The organism is Oceanospirillum linum, assembly GCF_001995095.2.
Classification (GTDB): Bacteria; Pseudomonadota; Gammaproteobacteria; order Pseudomonadales; family Halomonadaceae; genus Oceanospirillum; species Oceanospirillum linum.
Genome location: NZ_MTSD02000259.1, coordinates 1 through 382, shown reverse-complemented (window position 1 = coordinate 382; position 382 = coordinate 1). Strand labels below are relative to the sequence as shown.

Here is a 382-nt window from a genome sequence, read left to right as displayed (position 1 = left end):
GTGTGAAGCCCCATTGTTGTTGCTATCGCTTCTGCTGCTTTAATTAAATCAGGATGAACGCCTGTACTAACATCAGTACCACTGCCACCTGTTGAAATATTGGCATTGCTTCTTAAGCTAATTTTAACTCCAGTGGCAGGTACATAGTTTAAAGAAACATCCTGCTGCTCAAGTTGAGCAATTAAGACATCGTCAATCATAATCGGTCGCTTATAAGCCGATTTTACTAAATTAGTAGTTCTGTTTTTGTTGAGTTGTTTTATTAGCTGGGAAATAGTTTGAATGCCATCCCCAGTAATAGAGGCAGGATCGCGTCGAATAACCGCACTTACTTTTCCTCCTATCACCATTATTCGGTAGTCATCGCCTTCAATGTGACGCT

General features: G+C 40.6%; 1 pseudogene. It reads right to left on the bottom strand.

What is annotated here, in order from left to right:
• A pseudogene (locus BTA35_RS18170) lies at positions 1 to 382 on the bottom strand (hypothetical protein); the annotation flags it as partial.